At 72.7% G+C, this 18180-nt stretch carries 15 protein-coding genes; 12 read left to right on the top strand and 3 right to left on the bottom strand.

Translation table 11 applies throughout. The features are described from left to right. Positions 1-10 precede the first annotated feature (10 nt). Positions 11-895: a succinate--CoA ligase subunit alpha gene (gene sucD, locus ACTWJ9_RS12565; RefSeq protein ID WP_279334351.1), complete on the top strand. Its 885-nt coding sequence runs from the start codon at positions 11-13 to the stop codon at positions 893-895. A 66-nt stretch (positions 896-961) separates the two neighbouring features. Here sucD and ACTWJ9_RS12560 read toward each other — a convergent pair whose 3' ends face one another. Continuing rightward, positions 962-2044, bottom strand: a complete 1083-nt coding sequence (locus ACTWJ9_RS12560; RefSeq protein WP_279334350.1) for a helix-turn-helix domain-containing protein — start codon at positions 2042-2044, stop codon at positions 962-964. Between the two features lie 96 nt (positions 2045-2140). Between ACTWJ9_RS12560 and ACTWJ9_RS12555 the strand changes: the two genes are divergently transcribed. Further along, positions 2141-3859 (top strand): cell division protein PerM, encoded by a 1719-nt coding sequence (locus ACTWJ9_RS12555; RefSeq protein WP_443295718.1) that lies wholly within the window; start codon positions 2141-2143, stop codon positions 3857-3859. Between the two features lie 42 nt (positions 3860-3901). Here ACTWJ9_RS12555 and ACTWJ9_RS12550 read toward each other — a convergent pair whose 3' ends face one another. Then, on the bottom strand, positions 3902-4699 hold the full coding sequence (locus tag ACTWJ9_RS12550) for a hypothetical protein (protein WP_443295717.1): 798 nt from the start codon (positions 4697-4699) through the stop codon (positions 3902-3904). Between the two features lie 398 nt (positions 4700-5097). Between ACTWJ9_RS12550 and purN the strand changes: the two genes are divergently transcribed. Continuing rightward, on the top strand, positions 5098-5736 hold the full coding sequence (purN, locus tag ACTWJ9_RS12545) for a phosphoribosylglycinamide formyltransferase (protein WP_279334347.1): 639 nt from the start codon (positions 5098-5100) through the stop codon (positions 5734-5736). Next, the gene (gene purH, locus ACTWJ9_RS12540) at positions 5733-7295 is read left to right on the top strand and encodes a bifunctional phosphoribosylaminoimidazolecarboxamide formyltransferase/IMP cyclohydrolase (protein WP_279334346.1); all 1563 of its coding nucleotides are present in this window, start codon (positions 5733-5735) and stop codon (positions 7293-7295) included. The genes purN and purH overlap by 4 nt, the downstream gene beginning before the upstream one ends. Before the next feature lie 87 nt (positions 7296-7382). Here the strand turns inward: purH and ACTWJ9_RS12535 are convergent, their stop codons facing one another. After that, positions 7383-7988 (bottom strand): hypothetical protein, encoded by a 606-nt coding sequence (locus ACTWJ9_RS12535; RefSeq protein ID WP_279334345.1) that lies wholly within the window; start codon positions 7986-7988, stop codon positions 7383-7385. 410 nt (positions 7989-8398) lie between these two features. Here ACTWJ9_RS12535 and ACTWJ9_RS12530 point away from each other — a divergent pair, with 410 nt between their 5' ends. From ACTWJ9_RS12530 to ACTWJ9_RS12495, 8 genes are all read left to right on the top strand, one after another. Next, positions 8399-9253 carry a bifunctional methylenetetrahydrofolate dehydrogenase/methenyltetrahydrofolate cyclohydrolase gene (locus ACTWJ9_RS12530; RefSeq protein ID WP_279334344.1) on the top strand — a complete coding sequence of 285 codons (855 nt, stop codon included), beginning with the start codon at positions 8399-8401 and terminating at the stop codon, positions 9251-9253. Continuing rightward, complete coding sequence (locus ACTWJ9_RS12525) at positions 9243-9893, top strand: DUF3017 domain-containing protein (RefSeq protein ID WP_443295716.1); 651 nt, start codon at positions 9243-9245, stop codon at positions 9891-9893. The genes ACTWJ9_RS12530 and ACTWJ9_RS12525 overlap by 11 nt, the downstream gene beginning before the upstream one ends. A gap of 471 nt (positions 9894-10364) precedes the next feature. Continuing rightward, positions 10365-11447, top strand: coding sequence for a helix-turn-helix domain-containing protein (locus tag ACTWJ9_RS12520; RefSeq protein WP_279334343.1), 1083 nt, complete (start codon positions 10365-10367; stop codon positions 11445-11447). A 449-nt stretch (positions 11448-11896) separates the two neighbouring features. Continuing rightward, positions 11897-12886 (top strand): malate dehydrogenase, encoded by a 990-nt coding sequence (locus ACTWJ9_RS12515; RefSeq protein ID WP_279334342.1) that lies wholly within the window; start codon positions 11897-11899, stop codon positions 12884-12886. A 216-nt stretch (positions 12887-13102) separates the two neighbouring features. Next, the gene (locus ACTWJ9_RS12510) at positions 13103-14827 is read left to right on the top strand and encodes a hypothetical protein (RefSeq protein ID WP_387035914.1); all 1725 of its coding nucleotides are present in this window, start codon (positions 13103-13105) and stop codon (positions 14825-14827) included. After that, entirely contained in the window at positions 14814-15170 is a 357-nt protein-coding gene (locus tag ACTWJ9_RS12505) for a hypothetical protein (protein WP_384212885.1), read from the top strand. Before ACTWJ9_RS12510 ends, ACTWJ9_RS12505 begins: the two co-directional genes overlap by 14 nt. A 58-nt stretch (positions 15171-15228) precedes the next feature. Further along, entirely contained in the window at positions 15229-16275 is a 1047-nt protein-coding gene (locus ACTWJ9_RS12500) for a hypothetical protein (protein ID WP_443295715.1), read from the top strand. A gap of 210 nt (positions 16276-16485) precedes the next feature. Next, positions 16486-18006: an aldehyde dehydrogenase family protein gene (locus ACTWJ9_RS12495; protein ID WP_443295714.1), complete on the top strand. Its 1521-nt coding sequence runs from the start codon at positions 16486-16488 to the stop codon at positions 18004-18006. The last annotated feature ends 174 nt before the right edge of the window (positions 18007-18180 follow it).

Here is an 18180-nt window from a genome sequence, read left to right as displayed (position 1 = left end):
CAGAACAGCCATGGCTATCTTCCTCAACAAGGACTCCAAGGTCATCGTCCAGGGCATGACCGGTGCCACGGGCATGAAGCACACCAAGCTCATGCTGGCCGACGGCACGAACGTCGTCGGCGGTGTGAACCCGCGCAAGGCGGGCACCTCCGTCGACATCGACGGCAACGAGATCCCGGTCTTCGGCACGGTCGCCGAGGCGATGGAGAAGACGGGCGCGAACGTGTCCGTCCTCTTCGTACCGCCGGCCTTCGCGAAGTCCGCCGTGGTCGAGGCGATCGACGCCGAGATCCCGCTCGCGGTCGTCATCACCGAGGGCATCGCCGTCCACGACTCGGCCGCGTTCTACGCGTACGCCGTGGAGAAGGGCGACAAGACCCGGATCATCGGCCCCAACTGCCCGGGCCTGATCAGCCCCGGTCAGTCGAACGCCGGCATCATCCCGGGCGACATCACCAAGCCGGGCCGGATCGGCCTGGTCTCGAAGTCCGGCACGCTGACGTACCAGATGATGTACGAGCTGCGGGACATCGGCTTCTCCTCGGCCGTCGGCATCGGTGGCGACCCGGTCATCGGCACGACGCACATCGACGCGCTGGCCGCGTTCGAGGCCGACCCCGACACCGACCTGATCGTCATGATCGGTGAGATCGGCGGCGACGCCGAGGAGCGGGCCGCGGCCTACATCGCGGAGAACGTGAAGAAGCCGGTCGTCGGCTACGTCGCGGGCTTCACCGCGCCCGAGGGCAAGACCATGGGCCACGCCGGCGCCATCGTCTCCGGTTCGTCCGGCACCGCCCAGGCGAAGAAGGAGGCCCTCGAGGCCGCGGGCGTCAAGGTGGGCAAGACGCCGACCGAGACGGCCAAGCTGGCGCGCGAGCTCCTCGCGGGCTGAGCGACCGCAGCACACGGGTGGGCCCGTCCCCTCAGGGGGACGGGCCCACCGTCGTCTCCGGCTCCGTCACCGCGGCTGCGGTGCCAGCCGCTGCGGGCCGTGCTGCAGCTCCTCCCGGAGCTTGCTCCGCAGCTTCCGCTCCCTGTTCGAGAGGGGCCCGGGGGCCATCTGCGGCGGCACCCCCTGGACGGTCTCCCCGGGCGGCAGCGGTGGGGCGTAGTGCGTGGGCGCCGTGGCCAGGGTGAGCGCGACGGCGCCGATCAGGGCGACCGTGAAGGCGACGACGGCCCGGGTCCAGAACCGGGCCCTGCGCTCGCTGCCGTCCCGCACCTCCGGCGGCTTGGCGGACCGCAGGTGCTCGGAGGAGGCCAGTTCGGCCAGCCGTTCGTGCAGCACCCGCGGATCCGACAACTCCGGCAGCCGGGCCGCGACGATCTCGTGCGCGTGCAGCAGCCGGCTCGCGGCCGCCCGCGTGCTGGCCTCCGTCTCCGCCGCGGTCTCCGGCAGGTCGAGGCCGACACCGTCGTAGAGCACGAGCGTGCGGCGGTACGGCGGTGGCAGGTGCAGCAGGACGTCCAGCAGCTCCCGCTCGGACGGCTCCGAGGGCGGCGGTTCCGGACGCCGGTGGCGGGGCCGGAACCGGTGCCACGGGGACAGCGCCCACTCGTACGCCGCCGCCCGCACCCAACCGGCCGGGTCGCGGTCGCGGGCCACTTCGGGCCAGCGGTCCCAGGCCAGTTGGAAGGCCCGCTCGACCGATTCGCGTGCCAGTCCGCGGCGACCGGACAGCAGATACGCCTGCCGTACCAGCGCCGGGGCGCAGAAGGCGTACAGGGCGTCGAAGGCCTGAGTGGGCGTCAGGACGGAGGGCGACTCGGGATATTCGGAGGGTTCAGGGAGTTCGAGGGGCCGACCGGGTCGCTCGGACCGCCGCCCCGTGGGCGCGGGTGCCGGGGTGGCCGTCAGCAGTTTCACGTACGTCTCCCGCTTCCGGCCGCGCGGTGTGCTGCGGCCGGACTCCCACGCACGCACCGTCTCGCGGCTGACGCCGATCCGCTGCGCGAGCTGAGCCTGCGTCAGCGAGCGGGACTCGCGCAGGCGTCGCCGCTCCTCGGGCGAGGGGAGGGGGGTGGCGGGGCTCCGTGTCACAGGACGCCCCTTCGCGCAAGAAGGCACATAAAGTTATATTGAGCGACACAGCGGTGCTTCGCCCGTTACGCCGGGAAAGCGCGTGTCGTTGGGAGCATGGCGGGTGTGATCCAGACGACTGCCCGCCGACCGACGCCGGCCCTGCTGCTCACCCGGATGCGTGACCACCGGCCCGGACTGACCTCCGGTCTCCTCGCCGGCGCGCTCGCCGCGGGACTCGGCCTCGCCGCGTTCGCCATGCTCGTGATCCTGCTGTGGATCAGCTCGCCCTACCCCGACAACGGACCTGACGGCGCGCTGCACGTCGCGGCGGCGCTGTGGCTGCTGGCGCACGGCACCGAGCTGATCCGCACCGACACGCTCTCCGGGGTGCCGGCTCCCCTGGGCGTTCCGCCGCTGCTGCTGCTCACGGTCCCGGTGTGGCTGCTGCACCGGGCGGCCCGCGACGCCACGGACGGGGACGCGTCGGACGACGCTCCGCTCGTCGACGGCCCGACGGCATGGGCGGGCGTCGTCCTCGGCTACCTGGCCGTCGGTGTGCCCGCCGCGCTCTATGCCGCGGGTGGTGGGCTGCGGCCCGCGTGGGCGTCGGCGGGCGTGTGCGTTCCGCTGGTCGCCGTGCTGGCCGCGGGGGCGGGGGTGTGGCGGGCGTACGGCTGCCCCAGCGGGCCGCTGGAACAGGCCGTGGGGGCACTGCTGCCGAGGGGGGCGCGTCATCTGCTCCTCGGCCCGGACGGACGCCTCGGGGTAGCGGCACGCGCGGCGGCGGCCGGGGCCGCGGTGCTCGTCGGCGGCGGGGCACTGCTGCTGACGGTGTCGCTGGTGTGGCACGGCGGGGAGACCCAGGCGGCCTTTCTGCGGCTGACGGAGGGATGGTCGGGGCGGGCCGCGGTGCTGCTGCTCGGCGTCATGCTGCTGCCGAACGCTGCGGTGTGGGCGGCGGCCTACGCGCTGGGCCCCGGGTTTCTCCTCGGGGCCGGCAGCGCCGTGACCCCGTTCGCCTCCGCCCCGGCGCCGCTGCTGCCCGCCTTCCCGCTGCTGGCGGCGGTACCGGACGCGGGGCCGGGGACGCCGGTGAACTGGGCGGTCTGGGCGGTGCCGTTGGCGGCCGGTGCGGTGACGGGGTGGTTCGTCGGGAAGGGCGCCACGGAGACCGGGCGCCCGGCGCCGACGGAACGGGAGGGCCGGCGGTCGGGGCGGGCGCCGGACGCGGCCTGGTCACGGAGCCGGACGGTCGGCGCCGCCGTGGCGGCGGCGGTGTTGTGCGCGGCCCTGCTGGCGTCGGCCGCCGCACTGGCGGGCGGGCCGATGGGGGTCGCGGCGCTCTCCCGCTTCGGTCCGGTGTGGTGGCAGACGGGAGGCGCGACGCTGGCGTGGATCGGGCCGGTGGCCGCGGCGACGGCCCTGGCGGTACGGGCACGGCGGTGCCGCACGCCTCGGGACGAACCGGCGGAACGGGCACCGGCGGGGGCGGGGGCGGGACCAGACACCAGGGCGAGGGCATGGGCGCGGGCGCGGGCATGGGTGCGGAAGCCGAGGACGCCGAGGACGCTGAGGATCCCGGACATCGGCAGGCCGCGCAGGGGCCCGGCGGAGGGCGAGGCGCACACGACGGGCGCGCGACGGCCCCCGGACGCCTCCAGCCCCTACGACCTCCTGCCCACGGATCCCACCCCGGCCGGACCCGCTCCTCTCCCGGTCCCCGCTCCTCCCCCGACCCCCGCTGCCCTCCCGACCCCCCGCGCTCCCGCGGTTCCCCCCGCGCCCCGCGCTCCCGGACCCCCGGACACACCCGAGCCGCCCCCTGCGCTGTGAGGGGGCGGCTCGGGTGTGCGGGAGCGGTTGTCGGCAGGTCTCTCAGCCGGCCGTCCCGAGGAAGTTCCGGAGTCCGTCCGGCAGGAGGGTGTCGCAGGACTGCCTGGCCTCCTGGGTGAGGGCGTCCTGCGTACAGGTGTAGTAGTCCCGGTAGACCAGCTGTGCCGTGAAACTGGCGGCGACCAGGACGAGCGCCAGGGAGGCCGTGACCAGCCCGCTCACCGCGGCCGTGGTCTGCTGACGACCCGACTGGGCCGGTGCCGGGGTGTCGGGGTCGGAGGCCGCGCGGGGCTTGGCGCGCAGGGCGCTGATCGCCCAGTACAGGGCGAGCGCGCCCAGCAGCAGTGCGACGTAGGGCCAGCTGAACAGGGCGAAGAAGAAGGCCCACATGCCGGACAGCAGGGAGTAACGCGCCCGGCGCTGGATCGGGTCCGTCGGGTCCCAGCGCGGTCCGGGGCCCTGGGGGCCGCCGTTCTTGCCGCTCTGTCCCTCCGGGCTGCGCGGGCGATCGCCGAAGCCACCCGAGGAACGGCCGGGCTGCCGGTCGCTCCACCGCCCGCCCCACGGGGAGCGTCCGCCGTCTCCCCGGCCGCCACCGTCACCGCCCTCGTCACCGGACGGGTGCCGGGGCTGCCAGGGCTGGTCGGGGGTCCCCTCCGGGGGCGGCGCGAACGGGTTGTTCTCCTCGGAGCCACGGCGCTGCTCGCCGCCGCCCCCGCCCCCGTCCCGGGGCGTCTCGGGCGGTGAGGGGTGGCGCTCCCGCAGCAGCACGGCGCCACGCTCCCCTCCCTGTGCCGACGGCTGGGGGAACGTGAGGAATCGCGGGCTGCGGTCCGGCATCAAGTGAGCGTCTTCCCCTTTTAACGAAGTGCGACTGATCGAGTACGGCTGGCCACGGACGACTTCCACGGCCGAGTCGGAGTGTTCCGTCCGTTCTCCGGCCCCCGGGCCCCTCCTGGGAACGTTTGGCGCACAGGAGGCGTTCCCGGGCGACCCGAGTGTTCCCGAGCGTCCGGGAGCGCTCCCGGACGCTCGGGAACACTCCCGGACCGGCTCTTCCCAGACGCTACCTTCCAGCCACGCCCCCGTCCCGTGAGGGCCGTCCCCTGTGCCGGTATCGTTGCTGGCGGTCGGCCGCTTCGTAGGCTTCCCCGTATCCGAGGGAGCGAAGCATTCGTACGAATATACAAAGCGCTGTGTCTCCGACCGCACGAGCGCTCCCGAGAAAGGGCCCCACCGTGGCTGCCGAGCCCGTGGCCGAGCGCCCCAGGCGCCTCGTCGTGCTGGTCTCCGGATCCGGCACCAACCTGCAGGCGCTCCTCGACGAGATCGCCGCCACCGGCGCCGAGGCGTACGGAGCCGAGATCGTGGCCGTCGGCGCCGACCGTGAGGGCATCGAGGGGATCGTCCGCGCCGAGCGCGCCGGGCTGCCGACCTTCGTGTGCCGGGTCAAGGACTTCGCCGACCGCCAGGAGTGGGACGCGGCGCTCGCCGAGGCGGTCGCCGCCCACGAACCTGACCTCGTGGTGTCCGCCGGGTTCATGAAGATCGTGGGCAAGGAGTTCCTCGCGCGCTTCGGCGGGCGGTTCGTCAACACCCACCCCGCCCTGCTGCCCAGTTTCCCCGGAGCCCACGGCGTACGGGACGCGCTCGCGTACGGCGCCAGGGTCACCGGCTGCACCGTCCACTTCGTCGACGACGGTGTCGACACCGGGCCGATCATCGCGCAGGGCGTGGTGGAGGTCCGGGACGAGGACGACGAGAGCGCGCTGCACGAGCGCATCAAGGAAGTCGAGCGAAGGCTGCTCGTCGAGGTCGTGGGGCGGCTCGCCCGCAACGGCTATCGCATCGAGGGACGAAAGGTAGTTATCCAGTGACCGCCGAGAGCAACAAGCGGGCCATCCGACGGGCGCTCGTCAGCGTCTACGACAAGACCGGGCTCGAGGAGCTCGCCCGTGGCCTGCACGAGGCGGGCGTCGAACTCGTCTCCACCGGGTCCACGGCCGGCCGCATCTCCGCCGCGGGCGTCCCCGTCACCAAGGTCGAGGAGCTGACCGGCTTCCCCGAGTGCCTGGACGGCCGGGTCAAGACCCTGCACCCGAAGGTGCACGCCGGCATCCTCGCCGACCTGCGCCTCGACAGCCACCGGCAGCAGCTCGGCGAGCTGGGCGTGGAGCCGTTCGACCTGGTCGTGGTCAACCTCTACCCGTTCCGCGAGACCGTCGCCTCGGGTGCGACGCCCGACGAGTGCGTGGAGCAGATCGACATCGGCGGCCCCTCCATGGTCCGCGCCGCCGCCAAGAACCACCCGTCCGTCGCCGTGGTCACCGACCCCGCCCGGTACGCCGACGTCCTGTCCGCCGTCCGTGACGGCGGCTTCGACCTCACCACCCGCAAGCGCCTGGCCGCGGAGGCCTTCCGGCACACGGCCGCGTACGACGTGGCGGTGGCCTCCTGGTTCGCCTCCGACTACGCCCCCGTCGACGAGTCGGAGTTCCCCGACTTCCTCGGCGCCACCTGGGAGCGCAAGAACACCCTGCGCTACGGCGAGAACCCGCACCAGCCCGCCGCCCTGTACGTCTCCGGCACGGGCGGCCTCGCCGAGGCCGAGCAGCTGCACGGCAAGGAGATGTCGTACAACAACTACACGGACACCGACGCCGCGCTGCGTGCCGCGTACGACCACGCCGAGCCGGCCGTCGCGATCATCAAGCACGCCAACCCGTGCGGCATCGCGACCGGCGCGGACGTCGCCGAGGCGCACCGCAAGGCGCATGCCTGTGACCCGCTGTCCGCGTTCGGCGGGGTGATCGCGGTCAACCGGCCGGTGTCCAAGGAGATGGCCGAGCAGGTCGCGGAGATCTTCACCGAGGTCATCGTCGCGCCGGACTACGAGGACGGCGCCCTCGAAGCCCTCGGCAAGAAGAAGAACATCCGCGTGCTGCGGGCCCCCGAGGCCCCGGCCGCCCCCGTCGAGGTGAAGCCGATCGACGGTGGCGCCCTGCTCCAGGTCACCGACCGCCTCCAGGCCGAGGGCGACGACCCGGCCACCTGGACGCTGGCCAGCGGCGAGGCACTCTCCGAGGCGGAGCTGGCCGAACTGGCCTTCGCGTGGCGGGCCTGCCGGGCCGTGAAGTCCAACGCGATCCTGCTCGCCAAGGACGGCGCCTCGGTCGGCGTCGGCATGGGCCAGGTCAACCGCGTCGACTCCGCGAAGCTGGCGGTGGAGCGGGCCGGAGCCGAGCGCGCCCAGGGGGCCTACGCCGCCTCGGACGCCTTCTTCCCCTTCCCGGACGGCCTGGAGATCCTCACCGAGGCGGGCGTCAGGGCCGTGGTCCAGCCGGGCGGTTCGGTCCGTGACGAGCAGGTCGTCGAGGCGGCGAAGAAGGCCGGCGTCACGATGTACTTCACCGGGACGCGGCACTTCTTCCACTGAGCGGAGTGCGGGGCTCCGGCGTCGGCCGGGGCCCCTTCCCGCGGCCTGTCGGGCAGCTCGCACGACAGGCGCCGTGGCGGAACGGAGTCAGTACGTGGGCCGGTTGAACCAGTAGCTTCCGTTCTTGTTGGCGCAGAACACGATGATCAGGATGCCGAGGATCAGGCTGAACAGGGCGAAGGGGTTGCCGGTGACCAGGTTGAGCACGCTGAACAGCGTGACGAACGAGGCGTAGACGATCGCGGAGACACGCACCCCGCCCCGGCCCGTGGCCATCTTGACGCCCGTGAAGATCGCCCAGAACGCGAACGCCAGCACGATCACACCGAAGAAGATCATGACGCCCGCGCCGATGCCGGCGACGGTGTCCGCGTCCTCCGCGGAGATGCTCGGGTCGTCGGCGATGACGTCCTCGAACATCTCGGCGAACCAGGCGCTGGCGATCATCATCAGCAGGCCGCCGAGGGCCTGGAAGCCGCCGAGGACGAACAGCATCACGCGCGCGGCCTTCACACTGCCGGGCATGACCGCCACGGGACCCGGCTGACCGTAGGGCTGCTGGGGGAACGCGGGCGGCGTCGGGTAGCCGTAACCGGGCTGACCGGGGGGCTGCTGCTGGGGGTAGCCGTAGCCGGGCTGGCCGGGCTGCTGCGGCGGCTGTCCGTAGGGGTTGTTCGGGTCGCCGAAACTCATGGCGCTTCTTCCTCCGTTGTCGCTGCGGGTGCGGGGACGACGCGGGGCGCAGTTCGGAGGAAGTTCTGCAGACGCGGTCCGTCCCCCCGGTTCTTGCCCGCGGCACCGTGCCGTTCATCGTTCTTGACCGGTCTGCCGGTTGTCCAGCCGCAGGCGGTATGCGTTGTGCAAGTGCAACATTGCTGATCTTGGCCGGATACAGGTGAAACATGGCTGGTTGGAAGGTGGACCGAAGGTGAAATACGGGATTGCGAACCCCCGCGGTCGCCCGGAGCGAGCCGGGGACGCGTCCGGAGACACGGCTGAAGCGCAACTGAAGCACGGCTGAAGCACGGGCCGAGCGCGCCCGGAGTGCGGGCTGAACGCGTGCGGATTGGAACCGGGGCCCGGTCATCCGCGAGGATGGGTCCATGACCGCCCAGATTCTCGATGGCAAGGCCACCGCAGCAGCGATCAAGTCCGATCTGACCGCCCGCGTGGCGGCGCTGAAGGAGAAGGGCGTCACGCCCGGCCTCGGCACGATCCTCGTCGGCAACGATCCCGGCAGCCAGAAGTACGTCGCGGGCAAGCACCGCGACTGCGCCCAGGTCGGCATCGCCTCCATCCAGCGGGAGCTGCCCGAAACGGCCACGCAGGAGGAGATCGAGGCGGTCGTCCGCGACCTGAACGAGGACCCGGCCTGCACCGGATACATCGTCCAGCTGCCGCTGCCCAAGGGCATCGACGAGAACCGCATCCTGGAACTCATGGACCCGGACAAGGACGCCGACGGCCTCCACCCGATGAACCTCGGCCGTCTCGTCCTGAACGAGCCGGCTCCGCTGCCCTGCACCCCCAACGGCGTCCTCACCCTGCTGCGCCGCCACGGCGTGGAGATCAAGGGCGCCGAGGTCGTGGTCGTCGGCCGCGGAGTGACCATCGGCCGCCCGATGCCGCTGCTGCTGACCCGGCGCAGTGAGAACGCCACCGTGACCCAGTGCCACACCGGCACCCGCGACCTGTCGGCGCACCTGAAGCGCGCGGACATCATCGTCGCCGCCGCCGGTTCCGCCCATCTCGTCCGTGCGGAGGACGTCAAGCCCGGTGCGGCCGTCCTGGACGTCGGGGTCTCCCGCAACGCCGAGGGAAAGATCGTGGGTGACGTTCACCCGGACGTGGCCGAGGTGGCCGGCTGGGTCTCCCCGAACCCCGGCGGTGTCGGCCCGATGACCCGGGCCCAGCTGCTGGTCAACGTGGTGGAGGCGGCGGAGCGCAGTGTCGGCTGACAGCGAGGCCCGCGAGGCGCGGGCACCCGGGCCGAAGCCGGCGCCGGAGCCGTCGTCGGAGCCCTTGTCGGAGCCGGAGCCGGCCTCGGCGCAGGCCGAGAACGGCACGGCTCCCGACCCGGCCACGGCTCCCGACCCGGCCACGGCTCCCGACCCGGCCACGGCTCCCGACCCGGCCGAGGCCCTCGACCTCGCCAAGGCCCCCGACCCCGTCAGCGCGCCCGACGCCGAGGGGAAGCCGCGGCGCACCACCCGCCGCTTCCCGCGGTTCACCAGGGACACCGCCCGCCCGGAGGGCGGCGGCCGGGCCGCCCCCGGCGACGCCCCCGCACCCGCCCGGCAGTGGCCGATCCTCGCCGTGCTGCTCACGGCCGGGCTCGGCCTGTTGCTGACCGTGTTCGACCTGTTCCGGGTCGGCACGCTGCTGATCGGCGTGGCGCTGCTGGCGGGTGGCGTGCTCCGCTGGGCGCTGCCGGGTGTCGGCATGCTCGCCGTGCGCTCCCGCTTCACGGACATCGTCACGTACGGCGCGCTGGGACTGACGATCGTGCTGCTGGCGCTGATGATGCAGCCCAGGCCGTGGCTGGAGATCCCGTTCCTGGAGGACACCCTGCACTTCACGGTCAGCGACCAGCGGTAGGGGCCCGTCCCGGGATGATCCGGGGAATCCGGGGGACGTAGCGGAACGGTCACTTCCGTGCCACAGCGCCCGGACAGCCGTTGAACAGCAGGTTCGCCGTGCAGGAAGGTTGTTTCCGGCGGCCCGCCCTTTCACGGGGGTGAGGACGGGCCGCCGTGCACGCCAGGGCGGGCACCTCGGACGACCGGTGGGGTCGGCGGGGCGATCCCGGTGATCCCGGACAATCCGCCCCACCCTCCCGGGATATGCCCGGTTCTGGTCGGCCGAGGGGGCTGCCGGTGGGAGACTGGGCCACGAGCGGGTGAGCGCGCGACGGCGCATGCCCGCGGCCCTGGCGCTCCTGTGCGCCCCCACCCCGGGAACTGAGATCCTGACCGGCGGCATCCATGTGGGTAGCCGGAACGGCGACTCGGCAGAGGGCCACCACGCGCGAGGGACATACCAGTACGACCGGGGGAAGAGGGGGAAGCAATGCCTCGTTGGAAGGCCTTGCCGGATGAACTCGATCCGCAGATCAAGGAGTTCACGAGCCAGCTCAGGCGCGTCGTGGACCGCAGCGACCTGAGCATCGCGTCGGTCTCCGACCGCACGGGCTACAGCAAGACGTCCTGGGAGCGCTATCTGAACGGACGGCTGCTCGCGCCCAAGGGCGCGATCGTGGCCCTGGCCGAGGTCACCGGAACCAATCCGATGCACCTGACCACCATGTGGGAGCTGGCCGAGCGGGCCTGGAGCCGCTCGGAGATGCGGCACGACATGACGATGGAGGCGATCAGGATCTCGCAGGCGCGCTCCGCGCTGAGCGAGCTCGCCGGCGGACCGTCGTCGAAGGGCAGGGGCCGCAAGGGCGGTGGCGAGCCGGTCCGGTCCGGCGTCGCCGGACCGGCCGGCGTCTCACCGGGCGTGCCGCCGCAGCCGACCGCCTCGGACGTCCGTGACGCCTCCGGGGCGAACTCCTGGGGCATGGCCGGGTACGCCGGGCCCGCCCCGTCGGGCCGTGGCGGCGCCGCTGCCCCTCCCGCGCCGCCCCGGGGCGGCGGCCGGGCCGGCTCCGGCGGTCCGGACGGCAAGCGGCGGACGGGGATGTTCCTCACGGGCGCGGTCGGAGTACTGGTGGTGATCGCCGCCGCGTTCTACGTCACCGGGAGCGACGACGGCAGGAAGGGTGAAGCAGGCAAGTCCCCCTCGCCCACCGCCTCCGCCTCCGTGGAGCTGCCCGCCGGAGTGAAGTGCAGCGGCGACGACTGCGACGGCAAGGACGCGGAGAACATGGGGTGCAGCGGCGACCTGGTGACCACCACGCAGACGGCGACCGTCGGCGCCACCGTGGTCGAGGTCCGCTACAGCGAGACCTGCGGTGCCGCGTGGGGCCGTATCACCCAGGCCGCGCAGGGGGACGAGGTCGAGATCGCCGGCGGGAAGTCGAAGCAGAGCGACAGCATCACCGAGGTCGGCGACACGGTCGCCTACACCCCGATGATGGCGGTCGAGAGCGGCGCACAGGCCAAGGCCTGCGTGGTACTGGCCTCCGGCGAGGAGGGGTGCACGGAGTAGGGCGGTGTGCCGAGGCGGCGACCCGCCGACGCACCGGGTGCGCCGTGAGGCTGCCCGTGAAGTTCGTGGCGCGGTGTGCGCATGAGGCGGCGGAACCGGGGCACGCGAACTTCACCCCCACGGGAGTCCGGCACGATCGGTCCCCCGATCGGCGGCCGCCTCCGACCCTCTCCCGGAGAGGCGGCCGCCTTCCCCCCGGGCACACCCGTGTACACGTTCGTCACTCTGTGGGACTGCCCACACGGAGCCTGGACGTCCACGATCGTGGATGCCGCGATAGCCTGACCGCTGGATCTCTTGACGCCAAGAGATCGATCACCGGTACTCGCCACGATGACCCGTCCGCACCGGTGATCGATCATCGTGGCGGGCACCGGTCACGCGCCGGAGCGGGATCCGTACCCCCGGGGCCGGGACGCCCCACCGCCAGCTGTCATACGGAGAACGCCATGACCCGCACTCCCGTGAACGTCACCGTCACCGGCGCGGCCGGCCAGATCGGTTACGCCCTGCTCTTCCGCATCGCCTCAGGCCAGCTGCTCGGCGCGGACGTGCCGGTCAGGCTGCGCCTGCTGGAGATCACCCCCGCGCTCAAGGCGGCCGAGGGCACGGCCATGGAGCTGGACGACTGCGCGTTCCCGCTCCTGCAGGGCATCGACATCTCGGACGACCCGAACGTGGCCTTCGACGGCGCCAACGTCGCCCTGCTCGTGGGTGCCCGCCCGCGCACCAAGGGCATGGAGCGCGGTGACCTCCTGGAGGCCAACGGCGGCATCTTCAAGCCGCAGGGCCAGGCCATCAACGCCCACGCCGCGGACGACATCCGGGTGCTGGTGGTGGGCAACCCGGCCAACACCAACGCGCTCATCGCCCAGGCCGCCGCCCCGGACGTACCGGCCGAGCGCTTCACCGCGATGACCCGTCTGGACCACAACCGGGCGCTGACCCAGCTGGCGAAGAAGACGGGTTCGACGGTCGCCGACATCAAGCGCCTGACCATCTGGGGCAACCACTCCGCCACCCAGTACCCGGACATCTTCCACGCCACCGTCGCCGGCAAGAACGCCGCCGAGGTCGTGAACGACGAGAAGTGGCTGGCCGAGGACTTCATCCCGACCGTCGCCAAGCGCGGTGCCGCGATCATCGAGGCCCGTGGCGCCTCGTCGGCCGCCTCCGCCGCCAACGCGGCCATCGACCACGTCCACACCTGGGTCAACGGCACCGCCGACGGCGACTGGGTCTCCATGGGCATCCCGTCGGACGGCTCCTACGGCGTCCCCGAGGGTCTGATCTCCTCCTTCCCGGTCACCGTGAAGGACGGCACGTACGAGATCGTCCAGGGCCTGGAGATCAACGACTTCTCCCGCGCCCGCATCGACGCCTCCGTCAAGGAGCTCGAGGAGGAGCGCGAGGCGGTCCGCGGCCTCGGCCTCATCTGATCACTCCGTCCGATCACGGACCACGGGCCCCGCACCGGTACCGACCGGTGCGGGGCCCGTCCGCGCGGGGGGGACAGAGTTCTGGCCAGAGCTTGACGCGTGTCACATGATCGCACTCTTGACAAACCGGTTCCCCTTGGCCTAATGCCTCCCCTATGCTGATGGCTCGTCAACCCTTCTGTCACCGAAGGCGCACGCAGCATCGGGGGGACCGGTATGAGCACTGTCCACGTGCCACAGCAACCGCACCACCCGGACGGCCCGGCCCCGCCGGAGGTCCTGTCCGTCCCGCCGCACGCGAGCGAGGCGACCCGGCTGCTGTGCGGGGGCGTCTACCTGGACCCCGAGTACCGCGACCGCGTCATCGACGAGCTGTATCTCCACGAACAACGCTTCGTGGCGCCGTCGCTGGGCATCGACGCCGCCCGGGTCCTCGCCCATGCGCTGCGGGCCCGCCGACAGGAGCTGCGCTGGTCCGCGGGGATCGCCGGGCTCTGGGTGGTGGGCACGGCGGTGACCGGCGGGCCGCTGGCCGGCCTGTTGCTGGCCGGCCTGCTGCTCGGCCTCGCGCCCTGGGCCAGGGGCGGGGCCCAGCCGCCGCCCCCGTACCGGCAGCTGTTCGCATCCGTGCTGAGCTGGGGAGGCCGCGTCCTCTTCGCGGTGTACGCGGTGCTGGTCGTCGCCACGGCCTTCGGGGCCGGTCCCGGCGGCTCCGGTTCCTCGTCCGGTTCGTACGGGTCGAGTGATCCCGACGGTCTGGGTCTGCCCTTCGTCGAGGCGGTCGAGCCCTGGCGTGCCTGGCTGGGCATCGGTGTCGTCGTCCTGGTCGCGTGGTGTGCGGCGGCCCAGCGTGAGGGGTTCGCCCGCGTGTTGGGCATGGAGCTGTCCCCGCGGCACTTCCCGGATGTGGCGAACGACCCCGCGGAAAGGGGAGAGGGGGAGCGGTTCGCCCGGCTGTTGCGGCGCGTCCGGCGGGAGCAGCACACTCCGCTGATCATGTACGACGAGGAGCGTCCGTTCTGCGGATCGGGCGTCGCGCACGACACCTGGGTGCTCGCCGTGGAGCTCCGGCCGGACGAGGAGCTGAAGCACCGGCAGCCGCTCGGCAACCGTGTGATCCTCGACCGGATCCGGCCACTGATCGAGCAGCTCCGTGAACCGGCCGAGCACGCGAGCACCCCTGTGCGCGACCGGCTGCGCGGGCTGGAGATCGACGAGTGCGTGTTCCTCCCCGTGGAGGGACTGACCGACCGTGACCAGGCCGCCCACACGCCGGAGGCGTTCGAGCAGCACCTGCTGCGGGCGGTCGAGGAGGGCGGCGAGAAGCGGCGGCACTTCCTGCGGACCCGGGTCGGCGCCTGGGGGGAGGAACTGGGCGTCACGGTGTACGTGCGGGTCCACACCCAGGGCCACATGCTCATGCTGGAGATCGCCCCGCACGTCATGCCCCCGGTGCGCCGGGAGTTCAAACGCGCCGACCACGTCGCGCACGCGGTCCGTACCGGCCCGACGCTGGACAGGGTCGTCTCGGCGGCCACCCTGATGCCCGGTTCCGCGGGCCGGGCTCTGGTCTCCCTGTTCCGTGGCGCGGTCTTCGGGTGGCGGCTGCTCACCGGGGGACACCGGAGCGCGCTGCCCGAGGGGCCCGCCCTGTCGGTGCGGGAGTTGGCCGCGACGGCTGCGCAGTCCACGTTCCAGGAGATGGACGTGGCCCGCTATCTCCGGAGCATTCAGGACCGCGTCGGGCACGGGGTGCGCCTGGCGCTCGCCGACGCCGGTTACGAGACCGGCGAGTTCGTCCAGAAGATCGTGAACATCAGCAACGGCGCGGTCAACATCAACCGGGTCGAGGGCTCCACCTTCGCCATCGGTGAGAACTCCAGCGCCACCACCGGCGGCCCCGTGCCGCAGAGGGGAGCCTTTGACGATGACGGCACGTGAGGAGCCGGGCGTCCGCCTGGGAGACGTCCACGGCAGTACCTTCGCCATCGGCAGCAACGCGCACGCGGAGAGCCACCACGGCACCCCGGCGCCGCGCGACGCCACCGCGGAGGAACTGCTCGCCGCGGTACGGGAACTGCGGGCCGATCTGGCCCGGCTGCGGCAGAGCGAGCAGACCGCACGCCTGGACGAGGCCCTGGCGGACACCGAGGAGGAGATCGACCGGACCGGTACGGCCGCGGAGAGCCGCCGGCGGCGGCTGCGCGATCTGCTCGCGGACGCCGAAACCATCACGGGACTGCTCGCCTCGGCGGGGACCGTGGCGGGCCTGCTCGGGATGTGACGCCGACGGGCGACACGACGAGGGAAACGCGAAGGGCGAGGGGAACGAGGGGGAAGCGATGGGCGGAGGACCGCGGTACTGGAACGAGGAGGCCCAGCGCTGGGAGGAGAGGGGCGCGGGGGAACGCGGAGGGACGGAGGACGCGGCCGTACCGGCCGCACCGCCGCCCCCTGCCGCACCGCCGCCCCCGGCTGCTCCGCCCTCCGGCGCTCCCACCCTCACGAGCCTCCAGTGGTCGGGCGGCGGTACCCCGCCGCCCCCGCCGCCCGCGCCGGACGCGTGGGCGTCCCCCGAGCCGCCCCACACCCTCGGGGAGGAGCCCGTCCCGCCCGGGCACCCGGCCCCGGCCCGGTACGGGCTCGACCGGAGGCGCCTGTGGGCCGTGACGGGCGGGGCCGCCGTGGTCGGGGTGGTCGTGGCACTGGTGCTGATCCAGACCCTGGGAGGCGGCGAGGGGGCGCACGGTCAGGGAGGCGGCAGGACCCCCTTGGCGGGCGTGTCACAGTCCGCCGGGTCCGGGACCTCCGGACCGGAGGAGCCGCCCGCCCCGGGCCGGCCGCCGTCCTCCACCGACCGGTCCGCGCCGTCCGCCCCGGACCCGGACGGCGCCGTCCCCGCCGGTTACGACCGGTACGCCGACTCCGAGGGCTTCACCATCGCCCGCCCCGCGGGATGGATCCGTAGCAGCGTGTCCTCCCAGTACGGCATGGACGTGGTCAACTACCGCAGTGCCGACGGCGGCAGGCGGCTCCAGGTGTTCGAGGTGGCGGAGCCCTCGCCCGACGCGTCGTACGAACTGTTCCTCTCCGACGCCACCCCGAAGGCCCCCGGATTCGAGCAGCTCTCCCTGGAGACGCTGGACGACGGCGACTTCACCGGTTCCCGGCTGGAGTACCTCGCCGACTCGTTCAGGGACGAGCCCGACATCGGGACCTGGCACGTCGTCGACCTGCGCTTCCAGGCCGCCGACGGCAAGCTGTACGCGCTCGCCGCCTACGGGGCCGACTCCGACGGCCACGAGGACGAGCGCGAGCTGATCCGGATCGCCCTCGAACACTTCTGCCCGCCGGACACCACCTGTGGGACGGCCACGAGCTCCGGCTGAACCGAACCAGGCCGGACATACGGGTTTTTTCGGCTGTTTTGTCCTCCTGGTGTGTGGCGTTGCGCACTTCCCGCAGGAAATCGCGCATGCATTCGGAACTCGAGGGAAGGCGCCATCCCGTTCCGTGGATGACGCCCGTGTGACTCGACCTGGTCACTGGACCTGTGTCATTCACGGGCGCTGAACAGGAACGGAAGGCAGCAGGCGGTCATGGCGGACAGTACAGAGCTTCAGGTGCGCACCTCGATCCACGCGGGAGGCGAGTGGCGGGCGGCCCTCTCGGGGGCCACCCGCGAGATCCTCGACCCCGCGGACGCGCTGCCGTTCGCCGTGGTCGCGGAGGGCGACGAGAAGGACACCGACCTGGCGGTGGCCGCCGCCCGGCGGGCGTTCGACGAGGGCCCGTGGCCGCACACCCCCGTCGCCGAACGGGCCGCGCTGCTGCGCCGCGTCGCCGGTCTCCTCGTCCGGGACCGGGAGACGCTCGGTCTGCTGGAGAGCCGGGACGCGGGCAAGACCGTCGAGGAGGGGCGGGTCGACATCGACTGTGTCGCCGACGCCTTCCGCTACTTCGCCGACCTGGTCGCCGGGGAGGCCCCCGGCCGGGTCGTCGACGCGGGCTCCCCCGACGTCCACAGCGTCGTCGTGCACGAGCCGGTCGGTGTCTGCGCGATGATCACGCCCTGGAACTATCCACTGCTCCAGGCCAGTTGGAAGATCGCCCCCGCCCTCGCGGCCGGCAACACCTTCGTCGTCAAGCCCAGCGAGATCACCCCGCTGACCACCGTGGCACTCATCGACCTGCTGATCGAGGCAGGGCTGCCCACCGGGATCGCCAACATCGTCACCGGGCCCGGTCACACCGTCGGCGCCCGGCTCGCCGAGCACCCCGACGTCGACCTGGTCTCCTTCACCGGCGGACTGGTCAGCGGCACCAAGGTCGCCGAGGCCGCCGCGCCGGGCGTGAAGAAGGTCGCCCTCGAACTCGGCGGCAAGAACCCCAACGTGGTCTTCGCCGACGCCTGCGCGACCCGGGACGGCTTCGACACCGCCGTCGACCAGGCCCTCAACGCGGCCTTCATCCACAGCGGCCAGGTCTGCTCGGCGGGTGCCCGGCTCATCGTCGAGGAGTCGGTCCGCGACCGCTTCGTCACCGAACTCGCCCGCCGCGCCGAGAAGATCAGGCTCGGCCGGGGCACCGCGGACGGCGTCGAGTGCGGACCGCTGGTCTCCGAGCAGCAGCGCGACAAGATCGAGGCGTATGTCGCCTCCGCGCTGAAGGAGGGGGCGGTGCTGCGCTCCGGCGGCAAGCGGCCCGAGCCGTCCGCCGACCGGCCCGAGGCCGGCTACTTCTACGAGCCGACCGTCCTCGACCACTGCCACCGCGAGATGCGGGTCGTGCGCGAGGAGGTGTTCGGACCGGTCCTCACCGTCGAGACCTTCCGCACCGAGGACGAGGCCGTGGCCCTCGCCAACGACACCGAGTACGGGCTGGCCGGCGCCGTCTGGACCGCCGACGCGGGCCGCGCCCGGCGGGTGGCCGGACGGCTGCGCCACGGCACCGTGTGGATCAACGACTTTCACCCCTACCTCCCGCAGGCGGAGTGGGGCGGCTTCGGCAAGAGCGGAGTGGGCCGTGAACTCGGCCCGGCCGGCCTCGCCGAGTACCGCGAGACCAAGCACGTCTACCAGAACCTCGCGCCGAAGCCGGTGCGTTGGTTCGCGGGCTGAGCCGCCACCGCCGAGCGGCACCCGGAGCGGACGCGGTGCGTGCGGCCAGGGCCGCACGCACCGCGTGACGCCGTACCGCTTCGAACGGCGCCCCGGCCAGGGGCGCCGCCCGAGGCCCCGCCGGCCTTGCCCGGTGCCCCTCGCCCCCCTCGATACCTTTTGTCACCCGTCCTG

It is taken from the genome of Streptomyces sp. GDS52 (assembly GCF_052246875.1).
Taxonomy (GTDB): Bacteria; Actinomycetota; Actinomycetes; order Streptomycetales; family Streptomycetaceae; genus Streptomyces; species Streptomyces cathayae.
Note: the sequence above shows the minus strand (reverse complement) of the source record. Positions and strands in the feature narration are given on the sequence as shown.